Genomic DNA, 21453 nt, shown 5'->3' on the forward strand with positions numbered 1-21453 from the left:
CTACTCGCCGTTGTCGACGTCGGTGACGGTGCCGTCCTTGATGTACCGGGCGAGGTTGAGCTCCGGGGCGTTGAACCGCTCGCGGACCTCTTCGCCCCACAGGACGTCCTGCGTGCCCTCGTGCTTGACCAGGCCCGGGTTGATGCCGAGCTTGAAGCCGCCGGGCAGCGGCTTGCCCTCCCGGTAGGGCAGGAAGTCCAGCGGGCTCGGTCCGTTCGCGGCGTAGACGACGCAGTCGGACAGGATCGCGATGGGGTACTGCCCGGTGAACGCCGCGTGCTTGACGATCTTCCGGTGCAGGTTGATCCGGGTGCGGGAGATGACCGCCGCCCGGATGTCCGGCCGCCACGTCGGGCGGGACAGCGCACGCCACGGCTCGCCCGGCCGCCAGCCCTCGCCCGGGGTCGCTCGCGCAGCTTGCCCAGGCCGCCCTTCACCGTCGCCTTGACCGCCGACGCGACGGTCGCCAGCTCCGGGTCAAGGCCCTTGTAGCCGTCCATCGCCGTCAGGAAGTCGGCCGGGGCCAGGTCGGCGTCGACACCGAGGTCGGCCATCGTGGCGAGGTAGGCGTCGCGCAGCCGCTGGTACCAGCGGTCCAGGTAGCGGCCGTTCTCGCGCCGCACCCACGCCTCCAGCGGGCGCACCTCGTAGCCGAGCTCCACCGCGTACGCCACGGTGGGCGTCGCGTACCAGGCCGGCCCCTCGGGCCGCTCGCCCTTCGGCGTGAACGGCGAGGGCAGCAGGCTGCCGTCCAGCTCCAGCCACTCCTTGCCGACCTTCACGCGGGACAGGTCGACATGGCTCAGGTCCACCAGCCACGAGCCGGGCAGCTTCGGGTAGAACACCGGGGCCTTGACGTGCGCCGCCTCTCCGAGGCCGACGTTCAGCCCGTTGGCGCGCCGGCCGCGAAGGCCATATTGACGTCGATGCCGACCAGGTGGCGCAGGGTGCACTCCGCGTCGGTCATCGGCCGTGCCCAGTCGCCCGCCTCCTCGAACAGCTTCTCGCCGGGGCCGCGCACGTGGAACCGAGGCAGATCCTTGAGGACGGGGTGACCGTAGGGGACCTCACACGGCGGCCAGTTCATCGGGTCGATGGCGTCCTTGCCCAGGCTGCCGGGGTTGTGCTCGGAGTGCCGCCTAGGGTCGGTGTCCGGCTCGGAGGCCCGGGTCGGCGGGTGCAGCGCGGTCATCAGCTCCAGGCGCCGGGAGCCGTTGTCCCGGCCCATCACCATCAGCGCGCGGGCTATGGCCGTGCGGGCAGGGCGGTGCCTGATCGCCGGGCTGGCCGCGGCCGGGGCCGCGCTGAGCGTGGAGTGCTCGGTGCAGTGGAGCGCTTGGTGGCTTCTTCCGCTGCTGCCGGCGACCGCCGCGTGTGCCGGGTATGCCGTGTTCGGCCACGACCGGCGCGTCGTCCTCCTCGTGCAGGAGGTTGTGGGGGAACTGGGCGCGGACTTCAAGACTCCACCGCACTCGCACCGCGCCCCGGCAGCCGCGATGGGCATGACCTCGCCGCTCGTCCTGAGCGACTCCGAATGGCTGGAGGCGCGGCGCAAGGACATCGGTGACTCCCTGACGGGCGGCTGGCGCCAGAGCGCCCTGTGGATCAAGCTCCTCGTCCTGTTCTCCGTGTTCCTGGTCGGCATCGCCTTCCTCGGCACACTGGCCAGCACCGTCTCGCGCAGGGCCCACACATGGCATCCCGCAGGCGGATGGCGCTGGCACGACGTGGCCGCAACGATCGACGACCCCGTCCATGCCTACCTGAGCGCGCACTCCGCCGGGCTCCCGCTCCCCGTCACGACACTGCACCTGCTGTGGATCGCCAGCGGCGCGACGCTTCTGGCCATGGCCTTCCTGTTCGGCGGCTTCGGAGCACGGACGACCTGGATCCTGTGGGGCACCGCAACCGTCCTCATGGTCTGGTCGGGCACCCCCGGCGTCGCACGCCCGGTAGCAGCCGGCCTCACCGTCATCGCATGGGGACTGGGCTCCATCCCCGCCATGCGAGGCCTCAGCCTGCGCTCGGCCGCCTCACAAAGCGTGATCGTGTCGAAAGACTCCTAGCGCGCAGGCCAGCTCTTCACCAGACGCGTACAGACAGGCAGCCTTCGTTCACGTACGGGGCCCGCGGGCGCTTCGGCCGCCGGTCCCGCCTGGCCAAGGCGGGTCTGCACGCGAAGCACCGAACCGGCATCGTCCCTGCCCCGGCACGGCCCTGTGGGCCTTCGTTCGTCTCATGACGCGGTAGAGGACATCCTCCGCGCCACAGGCAGCACATGGCCCCGGCCGGGCCTGCAAGGGCTGCGGGGCCGGCCGGGGCCGTGACGCTCGGCGTCTGTTCCGCCTCAGGAGAGCGTCTGTGGCCAGCGCCAGCGCAGGAGGCGGTTTCGGCTGCCGGAGGGCCGCTGGTTCGGGATGGTGATCCGCTCATCGAGCCGGTCACGTTTCTCCTGATGGCGCTCGGACGCCGGCGCCAGTGGGGTCCCCTCGCTCAGGGCCGCATCCTGGCCGGGGGGCGCAAGCCCTGGCTCGCTCCGCGTTTCCCGGCTCTGTTCAAGGCGCCCTGAGCGCGACGGGCCGCGGCGGCCCGACGGCGGCCGGCTGCCTGTGGCCGTACGGACTCGTTGGTCACCCGGGTTCGGGGGCGGTGACGGCCGGGGCGGCGCCGAGGAGGCCGAGGAGGGTCTCGCGGTGGAGGTCCGCGATCGGACCGAGGAAGTCCGGGTGGCGCAGCAGGGGGGCCGCGCGGTGGTCGCGCGGGCTGGGGATGGTCAGCCGGCGCGCGTCGCCCACGCTGTCGGGGCCGTGGTGGGTGGCGGCCAGGCAGGCGGCGGCCAGGGCGGCGAGGTCGGCGTCGGCCAGCAGGCAGGCCGCCCAGCTGACGACGGTCTCGTCGACCTGGGTGCGCCAGGCGTGGGTGGCGTCCGTCAGCGGGGGTGCGTCGGCGCCGGTGACGAAGTCCAGCCGGCCGGAGCCGCCGGGGCCGAGCAGGTCCAGCAGTTCGGCATCCAGCGCGGTGGGGTAGCACAGGGCGGCGGCGATGGTGGCCGCATGGCCTGCCTGGGCTTCGGCCAAGGCCTGGTTCAGCGGGCCGGTGGCCGGGGGGAAGGCCGCCAGCAGCCAGCGTGCGGAGGCGGCGATCACGGGCGAGAGCGCGGTGGGCATGGTGGACCGTCCTGTGCGTATGCCCGCCTGTCCTGGGTGTTCCGGTGTTTGTGATCCGGTCGCGGGCATTGCGCGCCCGGGCGGGGAGGTGCGGACAACGATACGGCGGCCTCCCCCGGGGGCGACAGGAGCTGCGTCACAGCTGGGGATCACCCCGTGGCCTTCGGCACTGGCTCCCCACTCCTTCATCGGGGACGCCCGGGTCAGCCGGAGTGGGCCGCTTCGGGACGGTACGGCCGATGTGCCGGCACACCTGCGAGGCCGGACGTGTCCTGGGCGGGGCCACCGGATCGCAGATCGCTATCTGGTCAAGAGGCATCCCCGACTGCCGGCCGACCTGGCACGCACCGGATGGCCCCCCACCACACTCGCCCAGCCCTCCGCGTCGGGGGGCGTCTCTGGGCGGCGCCCGAGTGAGCGCCGCCCGCAGGAGCAGGGCACGTCCTGTCGACGCACCTGATGCACGTCACGTTCATGGGATGCGGTCCTTCCTGCCGGCGACGGGATCGGCGCGGCCACCGTCGCCGCCCCCGGAGGCAGACGGCGCCTGCTCACCGGGCTCGCCTCCGCCGCCGTCCGCGCGGCCATTACCGGAGAGGCAGAGGTTCGTGATCCGGGCCGCGCCCACGCGAAGATCCGCGCACTTGGCGAACAGGCCATGGCCACCCTCAAGTCCTGGCGCCTGCTGCGGAAGCTCCGCTGCAGCAGCACCCGCACTACCGACCTCGGCAAGGCCATTCTCACCCTCGAGCTGACCGCTTCAACCTGAGGAGGAAGCCTCGCTGCCTCTTATACTCCTGGCGTGCTTGATACGTCGAACCTCCTCCACGTTTCGTCCGTGCTCAATCGGCAGTCGATCGCACGGCATGGCCTGGACTGGAGCCGGATGGGCGCCGCACGGGGAATCGCCGGCAGCCGCCGCCCTGAGGTGGAGGGGATCTTCGTCTGTCGAGGCGAGGAGGAAGCAGGGTTCTTCCTTCAGATCAACAACACCGGTGGGCCGGTTGATATCTGGTCCGTGGACGGCATCGATGAGGGGTTGCTTCTCGACAACGGCAACGGATTCGTCTACCTGCCCGGCCGCATACCAGCCGCGCGAGTCCGCCTCGCGCGATCAGACGTTCCTCCGCAGCTTGGTTTTTGACTTCGCGCGGCGGTACGGCCGGGGGCAGGCCCACGCGGAATCCGGCTGCGAGTTCGGCGAAGGTGTGACCGCAGCGAAGGTGGGCCAGGGTCGTCAGCGCCTGGCGGCTGCAGGTCAGCCGCCGACGGGTGCCGATCTGTCGTCGCCGAGCGGCCAACCCCCGCCGCAGCAGCCGCTGCGCGGAGGGGACAGATGCAGCCCCGGATGGGTGGGCAATGACTCGGGGATCTAGGCGGAGGAGGTTGCTGTCAGCCGACAACCCATCTACCTGGGGCCTCGTTATCCCGTCACCGCGCCCCCTCGATCTCACCGCCAGGTTGGAAGGGGCTCATTGGGTCATCGCTGATCGATTAGTACCGCTTGCAGGGGCGGGAGATCGGCCCGGGAGGTCGTTGTCGCCGCGAGTGGCATGACATCTCCGTGACGCTATGTGACTTGAGGCGGAGTGTTGGAGTCGGGGCCGACTCGGTTGCCGTCGGCGCCACGCGAGGGATCGAAAGGGGTGTCCATGGCGGCGAGCAGTCGCAGGCGTTCCTCGGATTCACTTCCGGGGTTTGCGTGGTACGTAATCAGCGCCTGCAGGTCGGTCCCGGGAATGAGGAGCTTTTCGTAGTGCAATTCGAGGGAACCTACTTGCGGGTGGTTGAGCTTGCTGGTTCCGGTGGTCTTGTGCGTCACGTCCTGGCGTGCCCAGAGCTTTCGGAATCGTTCGCTGCGCAAGGAAAGTGCCCCGACGAGTTCCACAAGCCGGGACTCCTCCATGTCCGCACCGACGATGGAGCGAAGGTAGGGCACGACACGTGCTGTCATCTCGTCCCAGTCCGCATAAAGCTCGCGCATCTCCGGTTCAAGGAATGCAGCGAGGATGCCGTTCTGGCCGGGTGCGTTATAGGGAGACAAGGCAATGGCGAGACTATTGGCCGCCAGCACATCCATGTACTTGCCGTGCACGTACGCAGCGGTCAGTGGCCAACTGTTGATCAGCGTGTGAATCCCGTCACTGACTCTCTCGGGTTTACGGGGCCGCTTACGCCCGGGACCCTTGGGTTTCGCAATTTTGATCAGGTACCCGGTGGCTTCCTCATCAAGCTGGAGTGCGCGAGCGATGCTGCGCAGCACCTGTTCGGAGGGGTGGCGGTCCCGGCCCTGTTCCAGCCGGACGTAGTAATCGGAGCTGATCCCGGCCAGGAAGGCGACTTCCTCGCGACGTAGGCCCGGGACACGGCGGTTTCCCATGTCGGACAGTCCCACCACGTCGGGCGGCACGAGGGACCTGCGGGTGCGCAAGTACCGCCCCAGGGGATTGGCATCGTCGACATTCGGCACAGGTCCAATTTAGCTTCCTGCCTCCTGGTGTGTGGGTGGCCCTGTCAGTCCCAGTCTCGGGGGAGCCTGGTCAGCGTGCGGCGGCCGCCGCACGGTGGGGGCACGAGCGACATTCGAGTCTGACATCGGAGAATTTCATGTCTCAGCTTTTCCAGAGCCCCTTCGACCGCAACTCGACCGCAAGTGACGTGACCAAGGGCGTGGACCTGTCCGGCAAACGCGCGATCGTCACCGGGGCCACCTCCGGTATCGGGGTGGAGACCGCGCGGGCACTGCTGGCCGCTGGTGCGGAGGTGACGCTGGCGGTGCGACGCCCGGAGGCGGGCGAGCAGGTGGCGGCCGCCCTACGGGCACAGACCGGGAACGACGCGGTCCGGGTTGGCCGTCTCGACGTGGCGGACCTCGACTCGGTGAACGCCTTCACCGCCTCGTGGAGTGGCGCGCTGCACATCCTGGTCAACAACGCCGGCATCATGATGCCGCCCGAGCTCGAGCGCGGCATCCGCGGTCACGAGCAGCAGTTCGCAACGAACTACCTGGGACACTTCGCGCTCGCCCTCGGCCTGCACTCCGCCCTCGTCGAGGCGCAGGGCGCGCGTGTGGTGTCCGTCTCCTCGGGTGGCCACCTCTTCTCGCCGGTCGTCTTCGACGACCTCGACTTCCGCTTCCGCCCCTATGACGCCCTGACCGCGTACGGGCAGTCCAAGACCGCCGAGGCACTGCTCGCCGTCGAGGCCGACCGCCGCTGGGCCGGTGACGGGATCAGAGCCAACACGCTGAATCCCGGCGCCATCGCCACGGGCCTGCAGAAGCACACCGGCGGCCTGCGGACCCCCGAGCGGTACCGCAAGACGATCGAGCAGGGCGCGGCGACCTCGGTCTTCCTTGCCGCTTCCCCGCTGGTCGACGGCATCGGCGGCCGCTACTTCGAGGATGTCAACGAAGCGCCCCAGGTCGACGCCCGGCCCACCGAGCTCGGCGTGACCGCGGTGGCCGCGTACGCCGTCGACCCGGTCAACGCCGAGCGCCTGTGGAACGTCGCCTCCGACATTCTGCGCTGAAGGACCTCTGACCCACCCCGCGACGAAGGAAAGCCCCATGCACAAGAAAATCAGTAAGGTCGGCTTCATCGGTCTCGGCGACCAGGGCGGACCGATGGCGGAAGCGATCGGCGAATGCGGCTTTGAACTCCACGTGTGGGCCCGCCGCCCCGCCTCGCTCGCCGCGGTGGAGAAGGTTTCCCACCAGGTCCACGAGAGCGTGGCCGATCTCGCGGGATCGGTGGAACTTCTCGCACTGTGCCTGCGCGACGACGCCGATATCTGGGACGTCCTGGACGACCAGGGACTCCTGGCGAGGATTGCGCCGGGCACGATCATCGTCAACCACGGCACCGGTGACCCCGTCGAAGCGGACCGGATCGCCTCGCACATCGCCGAAGCGGGAGGCGTGTACCTCGACGCCCCGGTCAGCGGCGGCAGCCCCGGTGCCCGTGCCCGCACGCTCACCACCTTCGCCAGCGGCGCCCCGGACGCATTCGAGTCCGCCCGCGCCGTCTTTGCAACGTTCAGCGACACCGTGAAGCTGATGGGAGCCGTCGGAGCCGGCCAGTTCACCAAGCTGTTCAACAACGCACTGACGATCACCAACATGAAGAACGTGGAAGACGTCCTCGGTCTGGCCCGCCAGGTGGGCCTCGACATCCCCGCACTCATCGACGTCGTCAGCACGAGCAGCGGCGACAGCGCGGCACTGCGTGCCCTGGGCCATGACATCTCGCCGGAACTGGCCGAGCACGTCCACATCCTCATGCAGAAGGACATGCACCACTTCGCGGACGCGGTGCGCGCCCGCGGCGGGAACCCCGAGGAGCTCCTCCAGCGCGGCATCGCCGGTGCCCTCGGACTGGTCGAAGCCGCACAGCTCGTCGCTGCCTCCCGCGACAACACCGGTTCTGTGGTCCGTTGATGTCAGGCATACCCGCAACCAGCCGCGCGGCCGCCCTCGTCCAACCCGGCCGACCGCTGGAAATCATCGACGCCGAGACACCCTCCGCGATCGAACCCTCCGCACTGTTGGTGCGGATGACGGCGGCCACCCTGTGAGGCACGAACGTCCATGTCGCGCAGGGCACCGCCGGTGCCACAGGAACAGCCCTGCCCCTGATCCTCGGACGCGAGATGGTCGGGCAGATCGTCTCCTTCGGGTGCGGCCCGCGCACCGACTCCGTCGGCCAGCCCCTCGCCGAAGGAGACAGGGTCATCTGAACTCACGGCATGTGCGGCCGCTGCCATGCCTGCGTCATCGACCGGGAACCCAGCCTGTGTGAGAACAGGCGCCGCTACATGACGGAGAGCGCGAACTCGTATCCGTGCCTGCACGGAGGCTTCTCCAAGTACGGGTACGTCTATCCCACGGCAGGCCGTGTCCGCGTCCCCGAGGACGTACCGGACGCGCTGGCTTCGGCCGCAGCCTGTTCGCTGCGCACCGTCATGCGCGGCTTCGAGCGGCTGGGCAGAGTCGCTGCCACGGACACGGTGAGGGTTCAGGGAGCCGGCCCCGTCGGCCTGTTCAAGTACCGCCACCTCGTCCGCGGGCTCGGCGTGAAGCCACGGATCGCGCGGCGTGGCACCGAACATGGTTCCGGACTTGGAACTCAACGCTGGGTTGTCGAGCGCACCTTCGCTCACCTGCACTGGTTCCGCCGCCTGCGGATCCGTTGGGAGATCCGCGACGACATTCACGAGGCTTTCCTCAGCCTTGGATGCTCCCTCATCTGCTGGCGGAAGCTCTGCTCACTCCGGTGACAAGTGGTCATCCCAAGCACGGAGTACGGCCCCGAGTAGGCGCCGGTGGGTCGCGATCCAGTCGGCCGGTAGGTCAATCGGCACCCGAACGGTCACCATGGAGGCCAGATCGTCTTCAACCACCACCTCAGGACAGTCACGCTCGCTGCTGAGATGGATGAAGATGGACGGTCCACGCTGGACGCGCAACCAGGCGATGTCCTCGCCGGCCTCAAGACGATCCAGGGCATCGCCCCACGAAGTCAGCCGTGACCGCCACAGCGAAAGATTCACGCGTCCGGCGACGAATGGCGTGTCAACGACGACCTCCGCGGCGAGCCCTCCAGCCACACCCTGTAGAGCGCCGAGCACCGTGATGCGAACGCTGTTGCCCTCGTCGTCACAGAACAGAGCCAGATTCAGCTGCGCTGCTGTCTCCAAGTCGCGTCCCATCGGCATGAAGCGATCTTGACGCACGTCCGGTCAGCTGACCAGCGACACGGACTTGCGCCCCACTCATTTCGTTAGGAGTTCTAAGGGCGTGCAGATCTTTAACTCGTGGCTTTCTGTTCGGTGGCTCGTTGGTCTGGCATGAGCGGGTTGAATGCGCAACGAGCGGTGCTGACAGCCAAGTTCGAGGTGATTCTGCCGCATCTTGACGAGCGGCAGCGTCGCCTGCTGATAGGAGCGGAGGCCCAATCCCTCGGCCACGGTGGGATCAGAGCAGTCGCCCGTGCCGCCGGTGTCCGTGAGGCCACTGTGTCTGTCGGAGTGCGGGAACTCGGCTCCGGAGAGGCCCCTTTGGGACGCATCCGTCGGCCCGGCGCTGGCCGAAAACACGTCGTCAACCGGAACCCAGCCGTTCGGGAGGCGCTCCTCGCGCTGGTCGAGCCCGACGTCCGCGGAGATCCCATGTCGCCGCTGCGCTGGACCACCAAATCCACCCGCAAGCTCGCCGAGCAACTGACCCGGCAAGGCCACAGGATCTGCGCGGACACGGTGGGCGATCTCCTGCGCGAGGAGGGCTTCAGCCTGCAGAGCAACGTCAAGACGCTGGAAGGCAAGCAGCATGCCGACCGGGACGCACAGTTCCATTACCTCAACGAACAGGCCCGCGACCACCAGGACTGCGGGGCTCCGGTGATCAGTGTGGACACGAAGAAGAAGGAACTGGTCGGCCCGTTCAAGAACAACGGCCGTGAATGGGAGCCGGGAGGCGAACCGGTGCGGGTCGACACCCACGACTTCCCCGACCGCGTGCTGGGCAGGGTGGTGCCCTACGGCATCTACGACGTCGCCGCGAACACCCGCTGGGTCGACGTGGGCACCGACCACGACACCGCCGCGTTCGCCGTCGAGTCGATCCGCCGCTGGTGGAACGGCTCCGGCCGGACCACCTACCCGACGGCCGGCCGGCTGCTGATCACCGCCGATGCGGGCGGCTCCAACGGGTACCGCACCCGCACCTGGAAGACCGAACTCTCCCGGTTCGCCGTCGAGGCCGGACTGACGGTCACTGTCTGCCACCTGCCTCCTGGCACTTCGAAGTGGAACCGGATCGAGCACCGGCTGTTCTCCCACATCACCATGAACTGGCGCGGAAGGCCCCTGACCAGCCACGAAGTCATCGTCGAGAGCATCGCGGCGACCACCACCAAGACCGGCCTGACAGTGCACGCCGAACTCGACACCAACCCGTATCCCACCGGCATCCAGGTCAGCGATGACGAGATCGACGCCCTGCCGATCACCCGGCACCGCTTCCACGTCGACTGGAACTACACCCTCCACCCCCAGCAACCTATGGACGCGGCGACGACCGACAACACGTCGGACCAGGCCTCGGCAAGCAGGCATCGTCGCCTGACTAAGCGTTCGCTGCAGGACCCAGAACTGACCGGGATGACCCGTCAACGGCTCAGCAAGCTCATCGACGCGTTGACTCCAGCGCTCGAGGTTCAACGCGAGCAAGTGCTTCGCACACGTCGCGGTCACGAGCGCCTGGTGGCCGCTGGCACAGGTGCCAAAGCCAAGCTCACCCCAGCCGACCGGGTCCTGGTTACCGTGCTCCACCTGCGCAAACTCGCGACCATGGACCTCCTCGGCCAACTCTTCGGCGTCACCGCCATGACCATCAGCCGCGCGAAACAGGAGGTCCGCCCGCTCCTGGAAGCACACGGCCACGACATCAACACTTCTACCGCCCGCCTTCGGACACCAGCCGACGTCGCGACGTTCCTCGCTCTCGACTCCACCCAGACCAAGGTCAACAAGACGAGTTAAAGATCTGCACGCCCTTAGGACGGACCCTAGATCACGACTCGATAGGCACTCTGGCGCGATACGTAACGGCTGCCCGTGTAGGGACCTCCACGATCTCGTGCGGGTGATCTGCACGGGCGTACGCCGTCCGGGGGTGGACGCATGCTGGAATACAGGGGGTTGGTGGCCCCGGTTCCGACGGGGCCACCAACTTCTCGATTTCTGTCCGGCCGCGGTGCGGTCAGGCAGGTTCCGCCAGGGTCAGCGGTAGCAGGTGGTCACGAGCACCGTGTCACCCGCGTGGACGACCGTCGGGGCATGCGGAGAGAGCGCGACGACCGCGTCCTGCTGCTTCTCGCAATCGGGCATACGGACCCGGGTGAAGGTGGGCGTGAGGTTGAAGTGGACGAGTGTCACCCTGGCCCTGGACGCGCTCACACCGGCCAGCTGCTCCTTGGCGATCCTGCCGTCGCTGGTGCGGACAAGCAGGGTGGTGGCGTCGGTGGCCGTGCCACCGACGGTCCGCGCCGAGGTGTGCGCACCGGTGCCGACGGCACCAGCAGCCAGAGCCGTGCCCGCGCCGCAGGCCACGGCCAGGGCGGTGGCGATGCCCGCGATGGCGGTGGCCCGCTTGCGGCGCGCCCCCCGCTCGATGACGGCCGTGTCGAAGTGCGGCGTCCCGGAAGTGTTCACGAAGTCGTTCATGGCGTTCACCAGTTCCTGTTCGAAGAGTGTGCAGCCGGAAGGCTGCGAGTCGTGCGATCTCATCGGATCCCTTCCGTGGGCTGCTGTGGCGAAGAGCCGGAGAGTGCGGGGAACTGGCCTCTGAGCTTGTCGATGCCGCGGGCGAGCTGGGACCGCACGGTGCTCGGTGAGATCTTCAGGTCGGCCGCGATCTCCTCATCGGACAGGTCATGGAAATACCGCAGCACCACGACCGTCCGCATGCGCATCGGCAGCCCCTGGAGGGCCCTGACCAGCTGATCCCTCGTGTCCACCTGCCCGTACTGGTCCCCAGGCGCGGTACGGTCGCCATCGTCCTGGTGTGGAACCGTGCGACGGAACCTCCGCCACCGGTCGTTGACCAGGTTCACCATGATCCGCCGTACGTAGGCCTCCGGAGAGTCCTTGGCGGCGATGGTGCGCCACTTGCGGCAGGCCCGCTCCAGGGTCTCCTGGACCAAGTCCTCCGCGGTCTCGCGGTTTCCCGTCAAAATGAGGGCCCCACGGAACAACACGGCCGACCGGGCGACGACGAAGTCGTGAAAGCCGTACTCCGGCTCCGACTCCCCCGCTTCGGGCTCACTGATTCCGTCACGGACATCCCGCTCGGTTGCCAGATCCACATCCCCATCCCTTCCTGTCACCCCTCTCCGACGGGAAAGCGGACTCGGATGCTGCACGCACCTCATGAGACGTGGGTCACAACGCCTGGCCAACATGGCGTTTCTGCAGATCACAGAGCCGGAACATCCCTTTTGAGGCCGGTGGGGATGTCCCGTTCTAGTGCGGGCGTACACGCGTGGCCCCGGCCGTAGCCGGGGCCACCGTACGTGCACGTGGTGGTGAAGGACGGTCGTCTACGCGGCGGAAGGCTCCATGAGCCTTCAGCCGAACGATCGTCCTCATGGGTTATAGGTGAAGCCCGGGGAGCCTGTCCCTCCCACAACCACGCTGTCTGCGACGCGTGGCGGATGGCCGGGCATTCGCGAGGCGGGCCGCCCCGGAACGCTGGGGCGGGCCGACTTGCTCGGCGGCGGGGGCCGGGGCGTGCGGGAGCGCTGGGCCGCATGCGGGGGCCGGGGCGTGCCGTGTGGGGCGCGCGGGTCGGTTACTCGCCGGTGACGCCATCGATGGCTTCGCGCAGGAGGTCGGCGTGGCTGATGTGGCGGGCGTACTCCTCGTTCACGTACTCGAGGACGAACCGCGGCGCTCCGCGCAGCGCGGTGAACGCCACCTCACCGGATTCCCCGGCTTTGCCCGTGGAGTGGCCCCGGGGCGGCACGGCACCCGGGGGTGCGCCGGACGAGGAGCCGCAGGGGTGAGCCGGAGCCGCTGGACCGGACCGGCAGCCGTGTCTGTGCGGCGCCCTCGCAGGCGGGACTGCCTCGTGCCCACGGTACGCAGCGAGGCCGGGCACAGTGTGCGAGTGACGGTCAGGGCGGCGGTGAGACACACCTGCTCCTGAGGCTCGCACGGGCCCAGCGGAAGTCGCTGGGCCCGTGCGGGAGCGTGGGATGCCGGGTCCGGTGTACAGCCGCGGTTCGCTGGCGCAGGGCGCGCTCGGTTCCCCGAGCTGTCCGGCCGCCGGTGACATCGGTGCGGGCACGACCGGCCTGGGCTGCCAGGGGGGGGCCGTCTGGCATGCGTCCGCTGGCGAACTGGCCGGCGTGGGCAGGGCGCCATGGCCTGGTGGGCGTGCAGTCACGGGGCTTCGGCGCAGGGCTGGGCAGGACAGGGCAGTCGTCCGGTTCTTTGCGGGCGCAGGCCCTGTACTCGTCCAGAGTTGCGTTGTCGTCCCTCGGTCACCAGGAGGTCGGCGATGCTGCCGGCCCCAGTCACCGGCACGTTCTGACCGCCGTCGCGGTCAGCCTCGATCACATAGGCGTCCGCCTGCCGCCGGCATCCGCCCGGCAGCCCCGGGCCCCCTGCTCTCCGGGGCCTCGGCTGACAGCACATCTCTCGAACTTGGTCCTGGCGCATCGCCCCCTACCCGGCAGGCGGAGGTGATCGTTCTCGAGGTGGTCGTGACCAGCCTGCCCCGGACTCGGGCCGCCCGGTCCGGACCGTCAGTGCTCGCCGAAGAAAATCTCCCTGGCCTCGCGCACCGCGTAGTAGACCAGCACGTACCCGGCAGCGGGATCGGCCCAGGAGAGACCGGCCAGAGAATTCAGCAGGAGGCCGAGCAGGACGGCGACGGCCAGCAGGCCGTCGATCGTGGTGACCCGGCCCTCGGTCTTCAGCACCGGGTTGTCCAGCGCAATGCCGGTACGTGCCTTGCCCGCGGCGAGCGCGAACATCACCGCGGCCGTCACCGCGGTCCAGCCGATTCCCAGCAGGGAGTGATGGGGCCGGAATCCGGAGGCAAGCACCCAGGTGGACTGCACGAGCAGGTATATCGCCAGGAGCGCGAAGGCGACACCGACCAGTCGCAGCGCGCGGCGTTGACGATTCTCACCGGTACCCGACAACTCCCAGATCACCACGGCAGAGGCGCCGATCTCGATCAGGGAGTCCAGACCGAACCCGGCCAGCGCCACCGACCTCGCCGAGATCGCGGCTACGGCGAGTACCACGATGCCGATCACGTTCCAGCCGAGGGTGGCGTACTCCAGGGCGAAGCCGCGGCGGATGAGCGTCTGGCGGGCAGCGTCGTCAGGAGTGGTCACTTGGAGATCCTGCCAGACGACGCCCGACCCAGATCCCGGGCTGCGTGAGGCACAGAGATTCGCGGAGCGATGTGACCGACGACCCTGCGCAAGGGCTACGGGGCATGTTCGGGCGCGGAGCACGGGGCTGAATCCGACGCCGCTGCCTACTCCCCGAGTTCACGGGAGCAGGCAGCGGCGCTGTGGTGTCGGGGCGGGGCGGGTCAGATGTGTCCGAAGAAGAGGCTGCCGGGGGCGTCGGGGTCGTTGGAGAGGTAGAACTCGCGTACCAGGCGGATGAACTCGTGGCGTGAGATCGCGCCGTCCCCGTCGGTGTCCATCTTGTGGAACAGGTCCATCGCGTCGGGCGCGTTGGTCTTCCACACGTCCTTCAGGACGCGGGCGAACTCGTCCTTGCTGATCTCGTTGTCGCCGTCGACATCGATGATGTCGAAGATCGCGTGGCCGCCGCCCTCGGTCACGTTGAGCCGGCTGGTGTCGATGACGGCGAGGCGGTTGGCGATGACGAACTGCTCCTTGGTGAGCCGGTCGCTGTCCACGCCCGCGTGGCGCAGCAGCTCCAGCCAGTAGATCTGGCAGAAGGTCTGCAGAGCGCGGGCGCGGCGGTCGTTCTTGTCGAGCTTGTAGGCCTGGATGTAGCGGTCAGCGAGCTTCTGGTAGTCGGTCCAGTCCAGGTAGCCGTCGCTGTTGGCGTCCATGCTGTCGAAGATGCGCTCGAGCTTGAAGGTGATGAGGTCGGGCGTGGTCGTGCTCACGGAGTGGTTCCTTTCGTGGGTGTGACTTCACGTCACTCCCAGAATGGGTCATACGATCATTAATAGACACCGCTGAGGGCATATGCCACCTGTTTCGGTGACCGCACTCGTGCAGGTGCACCCCCAGGCGAGACACGCCCCGAGGGCGCCCGAGCCGATCACTCGACGCTGCCGACCCTCCCGCGGGAAGGGGTGAGGATCTCCCGACGGCCACGCCGGCTCCCGCTCCGTCCCCACCAGCCCCAGGTCCCGCCGGACGCTCTCGCCGAACCGCCCGCCACTCCTGCTCGTAGCCGTGCTCCGGGCAGGAGTGGCGGAGTGGCGTTCTGGTGTCTCCTCGAACGGGGTGCCGCGGGCGGTGTTCATGGTGTCGAACATCTTCAGCAGGCCGCTGTGGGCATCCCCGGCATGCGTTTCGGCAGCAGCAGAGGCGGGGTGCGCCGTTACTGTCCGGCAGCCGGTTCGGTCGCGCGGGCGGACATGTCGCGGACGCCGAGCCGCAGGTGTTCGACGTGGTGGAGAGCTTGGTCGAGGAGTTCGGCGACGTGGTTGTCGTACAGGGCGTAGACGATCGAGCGTCCGTGACGTTCGCCGGTGACGAGTCCGAGATTGCGCAGCTGACGTAGCTGGTGGGAGCAGGCGGAGGCCTCCATCCCGACGGCTTCGGCCAGGTCGCCGACCGAGCAGGAGCCTTCCCGCAGTCGCGCCAGGTTGTGAAGCCGTGAGGGTGTGGCCAGGGCCTGGAGGGTGGCGGCGACGTCGGCGGTCGCCACGGCGTCGAGGCCTTCGCGCGTGGTGGCGTTGTCGGCGCCTCCGCCCGTGAAGGGTTGTTTTGTCATGTCTTCCGTCCTCGAAAGGCGGCCGGCTCCGCCCGCCCTCGGCCGGTGTACGGCGCCCCCGCGCCGCCGTACACGGGTGGTGGCGCTGTCTGAGGCCCGGTGGGCTCTGGCCGCGCTGGTCCTGTTCCTCCTCGCCCTGCCCCCTTATCTGCTGGGCGGGCCGGCGTGGTCGTGGGGTGCGCTGTTCGCCGGCACCGAGTCGTTGACCGGACTACGCGAGGACACGCCGGGCGAGTGCGCATCCCCCGCTTGGTCTAGTCGGTAGAGGTTGCGTATCCCGACGGCGAAGGAGCGCAACGGAGTTGAACGAGCAATCCCGTGACGTCCGCGCCATCCAGCTTCCGCAGTGGGGGCGGGTGGCTACGGACCCAGGTGTCGTGCCCTGGCTGGTCTTCGATGAGGAGGGGAAGGTCGTGCAGCCGGTCCGCAGGTTCCTGATCGACTTCATCGCCCGGGACAACCGGACCGGCAGCGTGCGCAGCTACGCCTACGACCTGCTGCGCTGGTGGCGGTGGCTGCGGTTGGTCGATGTCGAGTGGAACCATGCGACCTCGGCGGAGGTGCGGGACTTCGTCCGGTGGCTCCGGGCCGCGACGAAGCCGCGCAGGTCGGCGCGTACAAATTCCGCGTCGACCGCGGGGACCACGAATCCGATCACGAAGAAGACGTACCTGGACGACCGCTACAAGCCGCGAACGATCCGGCACAGCAACGCGGTGCTGCGCAGCTTCTACGACTTCTGGATCGAGTCGGGCGGCGGACCGCTGGTCAACCCGGTGCCGCTGGCGAGGTCCGACCGGCGCCGACCGCATGCCCATCACAACCCGTTGGAGCCTTTTCGACGGGGCGAGGGACGGCTGCGCTACAACCCTAAGGTTCCCCGGCGCAAGCCCCGGCAGATGCCGGACGAGCGGTGGAACGAGTTGTTCGGGGCCCTGCGCTCGAACCGGGACCGGGCGATCCTCGCTCTGGCGGTCAGCAACGGCGCCCGCGCGTCCGAGCTGTTGGGTGTCCGCGGAGTCGACCTCGACTGGGGCGACCAGCTCATGCGGGTCGTACGCAAGGGCACCTTGGCCGAGCAGTGGCTGCCGGCCAGCCCGGAGGCATTCGTCTGGACCCGCCTCTACCTCGCCGAAGGACCGCCGGCCGATCCCCAGGTCCCACTGTGGTGGACCCTGCGCCGCCGGGACCACGGTGAGGGGCTGGCCTACCAGCCTATGAACTACGAGGCCCTGCGCGCCGTGTTCCGCAGGGTCAACGCTCTGCTGGGCACGAACTGGTCGATGCACGACCTACGCCACACCGCCGCCCTGCGCATGGCCCGCGACGAGAGCCTGTCCCTGCGAGACGTGCAGACCATCCTCGGTCACGCACACCTGAGCACGACGGCCGACGTCTACCTGGTGGAAGAGGAGTCCCAGGTCATCCGACGCGTTCAAGAGCACCTGGCCGAGCTCAAGGAACGGGCGATGCGCCCCGCCCCACCCGTCGCAGTGGGCTACGACGCGAGCGACCTGGACGTGCTGTTCGGCGGGGGTGCGGCATGACCCGCCAGGCACCCCGTCGCGCCAACTCCGTCCGTCGGGCCGGAACCGGCCCGACGCCACCACGACCGCTGTTCGTCGAGCACGACCTGAAGGCTGACGAGGACCGCATCGGCCCGCACGACCGGCTCAGCCGGGACGAGGTCCTCGCCCTTCTGCCCACCCTGCCGGCGTGGCCGCAGAGAACGTACAGCCGCGGAGTTGCTCCCGGGGCCCGGCGTCTTGCCGGGGCGGGCAAGATCCTCGACTGGCTGTTGACCCACCCCGGGGAGGGCTGGCAGGCGCGCTGGCGGGCCGCCGACGCCGACCGCGGCAAGGAGTGGGTCGGCGCCCTGACCGAGGGCGACCCACGCTGCGAAGAGTCCCGTCGCAGCGAAATCCTCCTGGGCCTGAACAGCCTGATGATCAGCAAGATCGTGTTGCCCCGCCACGGGTTCCTCCGCCGCTTCAAGGCTCTGACGCTGCTCAAGGACGTCCAGCGGATGTTCCCTGCCGGCCGACTCGACCGCATGCGCGAGTACGGGGCCGAACTCGGCATGACACCTCGGCACATCGACGAGGGCCTTCGGGTGATCTCCGCGATCATCCTGCACACCGGACGTGACCTGGAAGAACTCACCGGCGAAGACATCTTCCACCTGAGGGCTGTCGCCCGCCGCGACCGGGGCGAAGCCTATGTGGGCACCCATCCCGCCTGGGACCTGTTGCGCGGCATCGGCGTCATCGACTCCAAGGACACCCTGAAGGACGCGCTGCGGCACGGCCAGCGGCCTACCACGGAACTGGTCGACGCCTACAACCTCCAGTCCACCGTCATCCGCAACATGCTGGTCCGCTATCTCGAAGAACGCCGACCGGGCGTCGACTACGGAACCTTCCGCGGGCTGGTAAGCGAGTTGGCGGGCGTCTTCTGGGCGGATATCGAGGCCCACCACCCCGGCATTGACACCTTGCGCCTCCCCCAGGACGTGGTCGACGGCTGGAAGGAACGGCTGACGACCTACACCGACAAGAGCGGCCAGGTGCGTGAGCGCCGCTCCCGCATCGACGTGATGATGGGTGTCCGCGGCTTCTACCTGGATATCCAGGAATGGGCCCACGACGACCCGTTCTGGGCTCAGTGGGCGGTCCCCAGCCCGATCACCCGCGGCGACGGCGCGGGCAACCAAAAGATCATCGCCCAGGTCCACTCCCGGATGCACCAGCGCGTCCGTGAACGCCTGCCCCACCTGCCGGTTCTGGTGGAGACCGCCGAGCGCGTCCGACGCGAAACGGCCGCGCTGCTGGAAGCCGCCCGAGCCACCCCCTTCGAAGAGGTCTTCGAGCACGAGGGCACCCGCTACCTGCGCATCCTGCCCAAGGTCAACCAGATCCCCAGCCGCCTGGACCACGGCTCCCAGCACGTCTACATCAAGGAGGTCGGCAGTACCGGCCGTCGGATCAACCAGAGCGTCGCCGAGGACGACGCATTCTGGGCCTGGGCAGCCATCGAGACTCTCCGCCACACCGGTGTCCGCGCTGAGGAACTGACCGAGCTGACCCATCTCGCCCTGGTCTCCTACAAGCTCCCGGACACCAGCGAGATCGTTCCACTGCTCCAGATCGTGCCGTCCAAGAGCAACGAGGAACGTCTCCTACTCGTCAGCCCCGAGCTGGCCAGCGTCCTGGCCACCATCGTCAAGCGCCTACGTGACGCGAACAACGGCAAGATCCCGCTGGTTGCCCGCTACGACCACCACGAACGCGTCACCGGCCCGCAGCTCCCCCACCTCTTCCAGCGCAGGCCCTACTGGCAGGCGCAGGTCATGAACGAGACCGGTGTCAAACGCCTCCTCGACCGCACCCTCGCGGCCACCGGCCTACGCGACGCCGCCGGCGAGCCTTTGCGCTACACCCCGCACGACTTCCGCCGAATGTTCGCCACCGAAGCTGTCACCGGAGGCCTGCCCGTCCACATCGCCGCCCGGATCCTCGGCCACAAGACGCTGACCACTACCCAGGCATACCTTGCCGTCTTCCAGGACGACCTGGTGCGGACCTATCGCAGCTTTTTGGACCGGCGCCGGGCCGACCGGCCACAGGAGGAGTACCGCGAGCCCACCGAGCAGGAGTGGCGCGACTTCCAGCAGCACTTCGAGCTACGCAAGGTCTCCCTCGGCACCTGCGGCCGCCCCTACGGAACCCCCTGCAAGCACGAACACGCCTGCATCCGCTGCCCGGTCCTCCAGATTGATCCCCGCCAGCGGTCACGGCTCATCGAGATCATCCACAACCTCCGGGAACGCATCCGTGAAGCCCGTGGTAACGGCTGGCTCGGTGAAGTGGAAGGGCTCCAGGTCAGCCTCGATGCCGCCACCGCCAAGCTCAACAGCCTCAGCCGGGCGCCGGCCGACGGGCGGCCCCAACTGGTCGAACTTGGGATGCCGGTCTTCACCGACCACGCTCCGCTTCCCATGCCGGAAGCGGAACTGCCCAAGCACCAGATGTGACACCGCAAAGTCAACGTGGTGGCCCCGACTGGGGACGGGGCCACCACGCAGAGACAAGCTGCCTAGTTGGGCAGTTGCTTCACAACGCTGATCCGTGCGTGCTCGTCCCGCAGTTCGCGCGGCCAACGCTCGTCGATGACGAGCGCGGCTTTCCTGCAGTCACTACAGGCGCTTGGACGTTCCGGCAGCCAGATGTAGTCGGACGGGGACATGCCTGGGAGCTTGATTCCGCACAGCGTCTTCTCGAATGAGCCGAAGGCGTGAACAGAGTCGGGAGCCAACTCCTCCGCTATCGCAGTCTCCCAGCGGCTGTCCGGAGGCGCATACGGCGGGCGCGACAGCTCGAACCACTCTCCGCCCACATGGGTCGCCGCAAAGCACCAGCAGCAGGACCAGATCTCCTCCGCCCACCGGTTCGGCTCCAACAGCCACCGCAGCATCGAACGCCCGCACACGTCGCACTCCACCGCGTGATTCTCACACGACCCGGCTCCTGCTCCGTGTGTTGCACAAGGCACCCCTATACCAGTCACTGAAGTCGCAGAACGCCAGGAGCACGATCGTTGAAAATCTCGATCAGCCAATCGAAGACGGTGGTCCCCTGCTCTTGTCTCGCTGCGGCAAGATCGGCGCTGACCGAGGGCCGGTTCGTGGGGTGACAGCGTGACAACCGGATCTCCAACTGGCGAGCTGTCTCCGGATAGCCGAGATGCTCGCGAGACACCTGGTGGTCGCGCCACTCAACCACGTAGTCATCGTCGTCGGGCGCTCCGAAGCCACCGCTGAGGCAGTCAGCGAAGGCGTCGAGGTTTCGACCGAAGTAGCCCCCCGGACCGTTGATCGCTTCGCCAATGACTCGCCAGAAGTCCTCCAGCGTTCTGATCTGCCTGCCGTCCAGCACGTATGTCGGTGTCACGGCTCGGAGGATATGTGCCGCTCCGCAGCTGCGTCCCCTCGATTCTGGCCGCCTCCGCTTAGTCCGGAAAATACAGCGCAGGTGGCTGGGGGCGGGGAGGGAGGGGCTGAGGGCCCTCAGGGGGAAGGCCTTGGACGTGGATCTGCCGATGGTGGTGGCCGCGCTCGGGACGGCTGCGATCGGCCAGGTTCTCTACGGGGCGCTGCTGGTCGTCATCTTTGCCACCTCCGGGGCCCTGGAAGCGGTCGCGACCGTCCGGACCGCCGACTCCGTGCGCGGCCTTCTCGACCTCGCTCCGGCCACCGCGACCAGGCTTGTGCCCGGCGGCGACGAGGAGAGAGTGCCCGCCGGCTCCCTCCGCATCGGGGACACCATCCTGGTGCGGCCCGGCGAGCGGATCGGTGCCGAAGGCCGGGTGGCCGACGGAGCGTCCGACGTCGACCAGGCCACCATCACCGGTGAGCCCTTGCCGGTGGTCAAGCGGGCCGGGGACGTGGTGTTCGCCGGCACCGTCAACGACACCGGCGCCCCGCGGGTGCGTGTCGAGCGGGAACCGGCGCACTCGGTGATCGCCCGGATCGTGAAGTTGATCGAGGAGGCCTCAGAGACCAAGGCCCCCACCCAGTTGTTCATCGAGAAGATCGAACAGCGCTGCTCGATCGGCATGGTCTTCGCGATCGTCGCCATCTTCACCGTGCCCCTCCCCTTCGTCGACGAGTTCCGGCCGGCCCTGCTGCGCGCGATGGCGTTCATGATCGTCACCTCTCCCTGTGCCTGGTCGGTACCCTCCCCCTGCCCCTGGGTGTCGCCGTACACGAAGGCTCCACCGTCATCGT

Annotated in this window: 19 protein-coding genes and 5 pseudogenes; 12 read left to right on the forward strand and 12 right to left on the reverse strand. The window is 68.4% G+C overall.

Going from position 1 to position 21453, the window contains the following annotated elements; translation table 11 throughout:
- Window positions 1-1201: pseudogene (gene tap, locus ACIRQ9_RS32730) on the reverse strand (telomere-associated protein Tap); the annotation flags it as partial.
- A 46-nt stretch (window positions 1202-1247) separates the two neighbouring features.
- On the opposite strand from tap, the gene ACIRQ9_RS32735 reads away from it, so the two are divergent.
- Window positions 1248-2066 carry a hypothetical protein gene (locus tag ACIRQ9_RS32735; protein WP_404181698.1) on the forward strand — a complete coding sequence of 273 codons (819 nt, stop codon included), beginning with the start codon at window positions 1248-1250 and terminating at the stop codon, window positions 2064-2066.
- A 564-nt stretch (window positions 2067-2630) separates the two neighbouring features.
- Here the strand turns inward: ACIRQ9_RS32735 and ACIRQ9_RS32740 are convergent.
- Window positions 2631-3167 (reverse strand): hypothetical protein, encoded by a 537-nt coding sequence (locus ACIRQ9_RS32740; RefSeq protein ID WP_404181701.1) that lies wholly within the window; start codon window positions 3165-3167, stop codon window positions 2631-2633.
- A gap of 619 nt (window positions 3168-3786) precedes the next feature.
- Here ACIRQ9_RS32740 and ACIRQ9_RS32745 point away from each other — a divergent pair.
- Window positions 3787-3936: pseudogene (locus tag ACIRQ9_RS32745) on the forward strand (IS5/IS1182 family transposase); the annotation flags it as partial.
- A 33-nt stretch (window positions 3937-3969) separates the two neighbouring features.
- On the forward strand, window positions 3970-4311 hold the full coding sequence (locus ACIRQ9_RS32750) for a hypothetical protein (protein ID WP_404181704.1): 342 nt from the start codon (window positions 3970-3972) through the stop codon (window positions 4309-4311).
- A gap of 426 nt (window positions 4312-4737) precedes the next feature.
- On the opposite strand, the gene ACIRQ9_RS32755 is transcribed toward ACIRQ9_RS32750, so the two are convergent.
- A complete protein-coding gene (locus ACIRQ9_RS32755; RefSeq protein WP_404181707.1) occupies window positions 4738-5637 on the reverse strand; it encodes a helix-turn-helix transcriptional regulator in 900 nt (299 codons plus the stop codon).
- A gap of 137 nt (window positions 5638-5774) precedes the next feature.
- Between ACIRQ9_RS32755 and ACIRQ9_RS32760 the strand changes: the two genes are divergently transcribed.
- The 5 genes and pseudogenes from ACIRQ9_RS32760 to ACIRQ9_RS32780 form a co-directional block, all read left to right on the forward strand.
- Window positions 5775-6698 (forward strand): SDR family NAD(P)-dependent oxidoreductase, encoded by a 924-nt coding sequence (locus ACIRQ9_RS32760; protein ID WP_404181710.1) that lies wholly within the window; start codon window positions 5775-5777, stop codon window positions 6696-6698.
- 37 nt (window positions 6699-6735) lie between these two features.
- Complete coding sequence (locus ACIRQ9_RS32765; protein WP_404181713.1) at window positions 6736-7605, forward strand: NAD(P)-dependent oxidoreductase; 870 nt, start codon at window positions 6736-6738, stop codon at window positions 7603-7605.
- Window positions 7605-7742, forward strand: coding sequence for a hypothetical protein (locus ACIRQ9_RS32770; RefSeq protein ID WP_404181716.1), 138 nt, complete (start codon window positions 7605-7607; stop codon window positions 7740-7742). Before ACIRQ9_RS32765 ends, ACIRQ9_RS32770 begins: the two co-directional genes overlap by 1 nt.
- A 15-nt stretch (window positions 7743-7757) precedes the next feature.
- Window positions 7758-7904, forward strand: a pseudogene (locus ACIRQ9_RS32775) (hypothetical protein); the annotation flags it as partial.
- 330 nt (window positions 7905-8234) lie between these two features.
- Window positions 8235-8444: pseudogene (locus tag ACIRQ9_RS32780) on the forward strand (transposase); the annotation flags it as partial.
- Here ACIRQ9_RS32780 and ACIRQ9_RS32785 read toward each other — a convergent pair.
- Entirely contained in the window at window positions 8433-8882 is a 450-nt protein-coding gene (locus ACIRQ9_RS32785) for a DUF5959 family protein (protein ID WP_404181719.1), read from the reverse strand. The pseudogene ACIRQ9_RS32780 and the gene ACIRQ9_RS32785 sit on opposite strands and share 12 nt — an antisense overlap.
- A 132-nt stretch (window positions 8883-9014) precedes the next feature.
- Here ACIRQ9_RS32785 and ACIRQ9_RS32790 point away from each other — a divergent pair, with 132 nt between their 5' ends.
- A complete protein-coding gene (locus ACIRQ9_RS32790) occupies window positions 9015-10706 on the forward strand; it encodes an ISAzo13 family transposase (RefSeq protein WP_404181722.1) in 1692 nt (563 codons plus the stop codon).
- 240 nt (window positions 10707-10946) lie between these two features.
- Here the strand turns inward: ACIRQ9_RS32790 and ACIRQ9_RS32795 are convergent, their stop codons facing one another.
- The 6 genes from ACIRQ9_RS32795 to ACIRQ9_RS32820 all read right to left on the reverse strand — a co-directional run bounded on the left by ACIRQ9_RS32795 (window position 10947) and on the right by ACIRQ9_RS32820 (window position 15668).
- Window positions 10947-11453 carry a hypothetical protein gene (locus ACIRQ9_RS32795; RefSeq protein ID WP_404181725.1) on the reverse strand — a complete coding sequence of 169 codons (507 nt, stop codon included), beginning with the start codon at window positions 11451-11453 and terminating at the stop codon, window positions 10947-10949.
- Window positions 11450-11995: a SigE family RNA polymerase sigma factor gene (locus ACIRQ9_RS32800; RefSeq protein WP_404181992.1), complete on the reverse strand. Its 546-nt coding sequence runs from the start codon at window positions 11993-11995 to the stop codon at window positions 11450-11452. Before ACIRQ9_RS32800 ends, ACIRQ9_RS32795 begins: the two co-directional genes overlap by 4 nt.
- Window positions 11996-12516: 521 nt before the next feature.
- A complete protein-coding gene (locus ACIRQ9_RS32805; protein ID WP_404181728.1) occupies window positions 12517-12642 on the reverse strand; it encodes a hypothetical protein in 126 nt (41 codons plus the stop codon).
- Between the two features lie 832 nt (window positions 12643-13474).
- Complete coding sequence (locus tag ACIRQ9_RS32810; protein ID WP_404181731.1) at window positions 13475-14074, reverse strand: cation transporter; 600 nt, start codon at window positions 14072-14074, stop codon at window positions 13475-13477.
- Window positions 14075-14277: 203 nt separating this feature from the next.
- Entirely contained in the window at window positions 14278-14829 is a 552-nt protein-coding gene (locus ACIRQ9_RS32815; protein WP_404181734.1) for an EF-hand domain-containing protein, read from the reverse strand.
- Between the two features lie 443 nt (window positions 14830-15272).
- Entirely contained in the window at window positions 15273-15668 is a 396-nt protein-coding gene (locus ACIRQ9_RS32820) for an ArsR/SmtB family transcription factor (RefSeq protein ID WP_404181737.1), read from the reverse strand.
- A 302-nt stretch (window positions 15669-15970) separates the two neighbouring features.
- On the opposite strand from ACIRQ9_RS32820, the gene ACIRQ9_RS32825 reads away from it, so the two are divergent.
- Together ACIRQ9_RS32825 and ACIRQ9_RS32830 are read left to right on the forward strand one after the other, a co-directional pair.
- Window positions 15971-17215 (forward strand): tyrosine-type recombinase/integrase, encoded by a 1245-nt coding sequence (locus ACIRQ9_RS32825; protein WP_404181740.1) that lies wholly within the window; start codon window positions 15971-15973, stop codon window positions 17213-17215.
- Window positions 17212-19701, forward strand: coding sequence for a tyrosine-type recombinase/integrase (locus ACIRQ9_RS32830; RefSeq protein WP_404181743.1), 2490 nt, complete (start codon window positions 17212-17214; stop codon window positions 19699-19701). Before ACIRQ9_RS32825 ends, ACIRQ9_RS32830 begins: the two co-directional genes overlap by 4 nt.
- 62 nt (window positions 19702-19763) lie before the next feature.
- Here the strand turns inward: ACIRQ9_RS32830 and ACIRQ9_RS32835 are convergent, their stop codons facing one another.
- Window positions 19764-20168, reverse strand: coding sequence for a hypothetical protein (locus ACIRQ9_RS32835; RefSeq protein ID WP_404181746.1), 405 nt, complete (start codon window positions 20166-20168; stop codon window positions 19764-19766).
- A 62-nt stretch (window positions 20169-20230) separates the two neighbouring features.
- The gene (locus ACIRQ9_RS32840; RefSeq protein WP_404181749.1) at window positions 20231-20617 is read right to left on the reverse strand and encodes a barstar family protein; all 387 of its coding nucleotides are present in this window, start codon (window positions 20615-20617) and stop codon (window positions 20231-20233) included.
- Between the two features lie 71 nt (window positions 20618-20688).
- Between ACIRQ9_RS32840 and ACIRQ9_RS32845 the strand changes: the two are divergent.
- Window positions 20689-21440: pseudogene (locus ACIRQ9_RS32845) on the forward strand (heavy metal translocating P-type ATPase); the annotation flags it as partial.
- Window positions 21441-21453 lie beyond the last annotated feature (13 nt).

This window comes from Streptomyces sp. NPDC101237 (assembly GCF_044767465.1).
Taxonomy (GTDB): Bacteria; Actinomycetota; Actinomycetes; order Streptomycetales; family Streptomycetaceae; genus Streptomyces; species Streptomyces gramineus.

Excerpts from the sequence above, each read along its gene's own strand:
- ACIRQ9_RS32735 (WP_404181698.1), top strand. The coding sequence starts at position 1,248 with ATGGCCGTGCGGGCAGGGCGGTGCCTGATCGCCGGGCTGGCCGCGGCC.
- ACIRQ9_RS32740 (WP_404181701.1), bottom strand. The coding sequence starts at position 3,167 with ATGCCCACCGCGCTCTCGCCCGTGATCGCCGCCTCCGCACGCTGGCTG.
- ACIRQ9_RS32760 (WP_404181710.1), top strand. The coding sequence starts at position 5,775 with ATGTCTCAGCTTTTCCAGAGCCCCTTCGACCGCAACTCGACCGCAAGT.
- ACIRQ9_RS32765 (WP_404181713.1), top strand. The coding sequence starts at position 6,736 with ATGCACAAGAAAATCAGTAAGGTCGGCTTCATCGGTCTCGGCGACCAG.
- ACIRQ9_RS32770 (WP_404181716.1), top strand. The coding sequence starts at position 7,605 with ATGTCAGGCATACCCGCAACCAGCCGCGCGGCCGCCCTCGTCCAACCC.
- ACIRQ9_RS32785 (WP_404181719.1), bottom strand. The coding sequence starts at position 8,882 with ATGCCGATGGGACGCGACTTGGAGACAGCAGCGCAGCTGAATCTGGCT.
- ACIRQ9_RS32790 (WP_404181722.1), top strand. The coding sequence starts at position 9,015 with ATGAGCGGGTTGAATGCGCAACGAGCGGTGCTGACAGCCAAGTTCGAG.
- ACIRQ9_RS32795 (WP_404181725.1), bottom strand. The coding sequence starts at position 11,453 with ATGAGATCGCACGACTCGCAGCCTTCCGGCTGCACACTCTTCGAACAG.
- ACIRQ9_RS32820 (WP_404181737.1), bottom strand. The coding sequence starts at position 15,668 with ATGACAAAACAACCCTTCACGGGCGGAGGCGCCGACAACGCCACCACG.
- ACIRQ9_RS32830 (WP_404181743.1), top strand. The coding sequence starts at position 17,212 with ATGACCCGCCAGGCACCCCGTCGCGCCAACTCCGTCCGTCGGGCCGGA.